General features: G+C 65.7%; 3 protein-coding genes and 1 pseudogene. 1 reads left to right on the forward strand and 3 read right to left on the reverse strand.

The genetic code is table 11. The features are described from left to right. Nucleotides 1-3814, reverse strand: a 3814-nt coding sequence (locus H8B02_RS44410) for a beta strand repeat-containing protein (protein ID WP_229172081.1), incomplete at its 3' end; no start/stop codon positions are given. Beyond that, on the reverse strand, nucleotides 3811-5292 hold the full coding sequence (locus H8B02_RS44415) for a filamentous hemagglutinin N-terminal domain-containing protein (protein ID WP_229172082.1): 1482 nt from the start codon (nucleotides 5290-5292) through the stop codon (nucleotides 3811-3813). The genes H8B02_RS44410 and H8B02_RS44415, both read right to left, overlap by 4 nt. Between H8B02_RS44415 and H8B02_RS44420 the strand changes: the two genes are divergently transcribed. Beyond that, the gene (locus H8B02_RS44420) at nucleotides 5291-5467 is read left to right on the forward strand and encodes a hypothetical protein (RefSeq protein ID WP_229172083.1); all 177 of its coding nucleotides are present in this window, start codon (nucleotides 5291-5293) and stop codon (nucleotides 5465-5467) included. The genes H8B02_RS44415 and H8B02_RS44420 overlap by 2 nt on opposite strands. A 116-nt stretch (nucleotides 5468-5583) precedes the next feature. Here H8B02_RS44420 and H8B02_RS44425 read toward each other — a convergent pair. Then, nucleotides 5584-5880: pseudogene (locus H8B02_RS44425) on the reverse strand (hypothetical protein); the annotation flags it as partial.

A 5880-nucleotide genomic window follows, 5' to 3' on the forward strand; every position in this document is an offset into this window, starting at 1 on the left:
CGAACGGCTGCGAATTCCCGGTCGCCGATGCGCCGAAGGTGGTACCGGCCGGCACCACCAGGCCTGAGTAATATGGAGAGAAGGCGAAGTTGGGATCGAAGGCCGCCACGGCCGACGAGTAGGTCGGGACCAACGCATAGACCTGGCGGCCGTCAGCGTAGGTCGGCGTGATGCTGCCGTTGGCGGGGTTTTGCTGGTAGGTCGTCAGCACATTGCGGCTGCCACCGGTTCCCGCCACGAACTCTGTCGCGTAGATGTCGCCGCCACCGTTCAAGTCGAGCACGGCGCCGGACTGGGTCGCCACATCAGTGCCGAACAGGCTGATCGACTTGCTCGGCGGCGCAGTCAGCACCTGAGGCACGATACGGTTGGAGTTAGGGGCGCCCTGATACCAGGTGGTGCCGTCGACGGTGTAGCCGTCGGGCACGACCAGACCGGCTGCCGAAACGGAGGTCAGGCTGCCCGCGGCCAGCGTCACGCTCGCCGTCGGCACGAAGGCGCCCGAGGCAAAGTTGATGCCCCCCTCGTTGGCAATCGCCTTGATGAACTGGGCCGACACGTCGCTGCCGGTCCGCACGCCCAGGACGATGTTGCCGAGCGGCGCCCACAGCGTGCCGCCCTGCACGATGGTCTGCGCGCTGAGCACGATGCCTCCGCCGATCGAGAGCGGCGCCGTCGGCACGCCGTTCTGTGCGATCGTGATCGCACTCGACGGGCCGGTCGACATCAGCAGGAAATCGGTGTTGCTGACCGGATAGATCTCGGCCGCGCGCAGCGTGAGATTGCCGGGAACCAGCAGCGCGCCGCCGAACACGGTCTCTCCCGAGCTCAAGCCGCCGTCGATGAAACCATAATATTGCGGCAGCAGCCGGATGGGGCCGGCGCTGGTGAGGTTGACGCTGCCGGCGTTGTCGAGCCCGATGCCGCGCTCGAGGTCGATCCATTGCGCCGTCACGTTCAGTGTGCCGGCGCCAGCGGTCGGGACGATTGACACGCCGCCGACCCCGACCCCGACCATGCGAACGTAGCCGGCGTTCAGATTGACGACGGACCCATCCGCAATCGCAACGTGCCCATTGCGCGCATAAAGGGTCAGGGCACCGGGGATTTTGACATTGACCGAACCGTCGAATGCGATCTTGCCCGCATTGAGCGTCACGGAATCGAAGCCGCTGTTGCTCAGCGTATCGGCCCCAATGAATGCGCCCGGTGTGGCCGTCGCGCCCGGAGCTGGCAGGTTCGTTGCGACCACGCCTGGCTGCTCCACCACGATGCTGTCCGGCGTCGGCGGGGCTCCAATCGCATTGTTGTTGATGACGCCAATGGTCAGGCTTCCGCCAGCTGCAAGCGGCGCGCCGCCGGCCGCATCGACGGTGCCGGCAAAATAGACCGTCGTGCCGGAGAGCTGCAGGCTGCCGCCATTGCTCCAGGCCGCCTGCCCGACGAAGTGCGGTCCGAAACCAGCCTGCGGCACCTGGATCAAGTTGCTGGCTGCGGTCACGGCCGCGCCCTGCAGATTGAACTGCGCGCCCGGCTCCGCCACCACGGTGGTGGCCAAGAGCGAGATGGAGCCGCCATCGCGCACCGTGCCGGTGGAATAGGTTTTCACCTGCGGATTGGGCACGAATACGCCGCTCACATCGAGCACGGCGGTGGCGCCGATGCGCACCTCCTGGCCCGTTGCGGTAATCTTTCCTGCGGGTGCAACGATGCTGCCGAGAATATCGGCCGTCGCAATCGGATTCAGTGTGACAGTGGCCAGCGGATCGGTGACGATGGCAGCGCCGCGATCAACCAGCACATTCGTCCCGCCCAACGACAGGCTGACCGGCTTGCGCAGGCCGTCGGGCAACAGTCCGAGCGATGCGAAGTCGCGCGCGCGGGCCCCAGTCGGAATCTGCACCTCGCGGCCCGACAGCAGTGCGGTCGGCTGTTGCTGCAACAGCAGCTTCGTGCCGGCGGTGATCGTGGTGCCGCCATAGGCGTCGCTCAAAGTGTATTGAGAGAAGCCGCCGCTGGTGAAAAACGAGGGCGGCAGAACGAGCTGGCCGGCCTTCGCGTCCGATACGGTGATGCCCACGACAGGCATTCCGCTTTGGTGGGCGATGGCGTTTGCCGTCGCGCCGGACAGATACGATGTGACCTCAGCGGTTGTGCCGTCGACGGCAACGGTCGACGCCTGCAACGTCAACGTCCCACCGCCATCGAAGCCGCCCGCGTAGATGGTGCCGCCCAGCAGCACATTGGCCTGATTTGGGTGATTGACGGTGCCGTCGGGATTCGTGCCGTGTGGAACGACGTTAAAAGGGTTCGTCCCTTCCCCTCGACTATTATATTGGACACTATCATACGCAACCAGCGAAACGCTGCCGCCCTTGCCGACCGGGAGGCCATCGGATCCGGTTCTAAGCCTGCCCGAGGTGTCGACATAGCCGCCGCCGGACACGTCGATCACGCTGCCGGGCGCAAGTACGATGCTCTGGGTGACGTCGACAAAGACACCCTCATCTCCAACTCGGTCCGGCCCGTTGCTAGCGGCGAACGTATTGATATTGACGCTGCCGCCGTTGACAAAAGCGCGCCCCTCGAGTTGATCCGGCAACAGGCCAGTGTCGTTGACCCAGCGGCCGCGCACGTCGAGCACCGCATGCGGCCCGATCACCAGCGCCGGCAGCGGCGGCAGCTGCGGCTGATTGTTTGTATAGGTAAAGCCCGTGAGACTGATCTGGCCGGCGGGCGCGCTGAGCGTGCCGTCTATGATGCCGACGCTGTCGAGCGCGATGCTGCCGCGCGGGCGCACCGACAGAGTGGCGTTCGTCGCCTCGTCGAGCCGCCGCGCGCCCTTGATCGAGATCGCGCCGAGCGATGCATTGGACAGCACGTCGGTGAAGATCGGAAACACGCCATTGGCGAGCACCGGCGACCAGCTCGACGCGTTGGCGAAGTTCAAGCTGCCGAGGCCGTACGGATCCGGACCGGCATCGGCCCGCGGCGCGAGCACCACATTAGTCTGGTTGGTCGCTGTAAACGTGATGCTCAGCGACGCGCCGTTCGGCATCTGGTCGGCGGGCGAGAGATTCGACGAGCCCGCCAGCGCGCGCTGGCGGCTGCCTGCCGTCACATTGCCGATGATGTCGTTGACGATCGGATTGATGGCCGCGACGGTGACCGAGCCGGCATTGGCGCCGGTAATGTAGCTCGCCTCATAGTGCGTATTGCTGCCGCCGCCCCATGGACTGAGATAGATTTCGGTCAGCTTCGTATCGACGACACCGTTGACCTTGTGTAGCACCGTGAAGCCGTTGCCGACGCCGACATAGGCGATGGTGGGATCGGCGCGGCCGATATCGTAGATGCGCCCGTCGGCACCGAGCAGGCGGGTGGTGCTGATCATGCCGCCGGTGTACTGCACATAGCCGGCCGACACGTTGATGCTCGCGCCCAGCTGCTGCACGACATTCTTTCCCGACGTCGTGAAATTGCCGCCGACGGTGAGTATCTGGTCGATGCTCTGCGGAATCAGGCCGATATAGCCGGCCGCGTTGAGCAGCGGCGAACCGACCCACTGCACGCCGTCGGCGCGGGTGCCGCCGAGCCGCGCATCGATGGTCACGGTCTTGCCGATCAGGGCTTGGGCGAGCGGGCTGTCGGCCACCTCGGCCGCGGTGACGAGGATGTTGATCTGGTTGATCGACATCGGCAGCGTCACGCCGGCAATGCCGGAGAGATCGATGGTACTGCCCTTCTCGAGTAGGACCGTGCCGTTAACACTGTCGGCGCCGATCGTCAGCGCGGCGCCGGGCGCCTTGATCAAGCACCGGCGCCGCCCGCGCCGCTGCCCTGCACGTCGACGCTGCCCACCGCCGTGATGTTGATCTGCGGCTGCAGCACCGTCTGGAAATACGGCGCGTTGCGGGCGCCGTTCGCCGACGTCGGTGTATTGAGCGTCGCGGTTGGCAGGGTTCCGCTTGTCTCGTCCGGCAGGATCGACGTGAGGCTTGCTGCCCCCAGCACGATATTGCCGTTGGTTCCGGGTAGGCATACGCCCTGCCCGCAGACCGTCGTCAATTTGATTGAGCCGGTGCGCGTGGTCGCGGTGCTGGCGACGATGGCCCCGAGCTGGTTGATCGAGCCGCCGGCCAGCGTGACTGCGCCGGAGTTCGACACCAGCAGCCCGGAGGCCTGGTTGGTGACCACCCCGGAGCCAGACGGTAGCGGGTTGACGGGGTCGTTGCCGGTGGTGCCGATGACGACCTGCATCGCCGTCTGAGCGCCGACGGCTGTCGACAGCGGCGTCGCCAGGGTGACGGAAGCGTCTGAAGCAACGATGATCTGGCCATTCCTGGTGTTGATCGCACCGGCGTTGCTGACGCCGCCGTCAGCGAGCAACGCCACATAACCGCCGTCGCCATTCGCGCTCAGCTTGCCCGTCGTGTCGATGATCGCGCCAGGCTGGACTATGACCTTTCCACCATTGCCCTGGTTGAAGATCGTGGCTCCCGACGCAGCGTTGGCAGCAACACCGGAGGTCAACGGGTCGCCCAACAGCGAGAACAGCCCGCTCTGCAGATAGCCCTGATAGTTGCTGCCGCTCAGCTTGGACGGCAGATCCAGTGTCGAGGCGATCAGGGTATGAACGTTGATCTGGCTGGTGCCGCCGAAGATGATGCCGTTCTGGTTGATCAGATAGACCGCACCGTCGGCCCTGATCGATCCCAGGATCTGGCTCGGCACGCCGGTCGATGCGATCTTGTTCAGCGCTGCCCAGTTGGCGTTACCCTGCTGGTTGAAATTGACTGTCGTGTCCCTGCCGACGTTGAACGATTGCCAGTTCAACACCGCCTGGGCCTGGGTCTGGTCGATATTGACCGTGGTCTGGCCGCCGCTGCTGGTCTGCGTCGGTGTGTTGGCACCGACCCAGTTGGTGACGGGATTGGCGACGCCGGATGCGACCAGGCCGCTGTTCGGTACCAGGCCGCCAGCGTTGAGACCGTTGGGCACCGTACTCGGCGCGCTCGCCGCAAGGCCGCGCGCGGCGCTCTGGGCCGCCTGCAATGCCTGGATCGCCTGCGCGGCGCGCGTCATCGACGCTTGCGAGTTCTGTGCGGCCTGCTGCGCCTGCTGTGCGGCGGTCTGCGCGGCGCTGACCGCCGCCTGCGTGGCCGCGGTGCTGACGCCACCCCACGTGCCGAACGGGCGCGCTGCCGCAGGCGAGCCCATTGCAATCGCGATCGAACTTGCACCTGCGAGCAACAGGCCACGGCGCGAGGTCGAGCGAGGGAGCGAATGCATGCGGGCCTTCCAAATGCAGCAGGCGATGCGAACGATCGTGACGCAACAAGGCACCGGCCAGCCTGCAATCAGTTGGCCCGATGCCGACAACTCGATGAAAGGCACGCAACTCAGCCGGCGCAGCCGCCCCCACGCGGACACGCCCGACAGTTCGGGACGCCTCTCCTGTTCCTAAGACAGTTTGAAACGGGCTAACGCGAAGCGATTTCGCAAAAAAGTTTTAACCCTGCGGTGGAACTCAACCTCGGCGCGAACCGGCGAATTCGACGGCCTGCCAAAAGCAGCGGCGCATCAATTGGTTGGCGCTGTGGCCTTGGTCTGCCGGATCGGCCGCTCGGCAGGCTTCGGGGGCTTCGCCGCACCGGTGAACAAGGCGAAATCCACCAAGCGCTCGCCCTGTTTGAGCACAAGCCGGCGCGGCTCGATCCGCTCGACCTTCCAGCCGCTCACGTCGTCACCCGTGCGGACGCGCAGCACCTTGTCGCCTTTGCTCGCGGCCCGGATCGCGGCGTGACCATCGCCGTTCTCGCTGACGATGCCGAGCACCACCACGCTCGGCGGCGGCGGTGGCGGTGGCGGCGGTTCCTG

Source organism: Bradyrhizobium altum, from assembly GCF_020889705.1.
Taxonomy (GTDB): domain Bacteria; phylum Pseudomonadota; class Alphaproteobacteria; order Rhizobiales; family Xanthobacteraceae; genus Bradyrhizobium; species Bradyrhizobium altum.

Excerpts from the sequence above, each read along its gene's own strand:
- H8B02_RS44420 (WP_229172083.1), top strand. The coding sequence starts at position 5,291 with ATGCGGGCCTTCCAAATGCAGCAGGCGATGCGAACGATCGTGACGCAA.
- H8B02_RS44415 (WP_229172082.1), bottom strand. The coding sequence starts at position 5,292 with ATGCATTCGCTCCCTCGCTCGACCTCGCGCCGTGGCCTGTTGCTCGCA.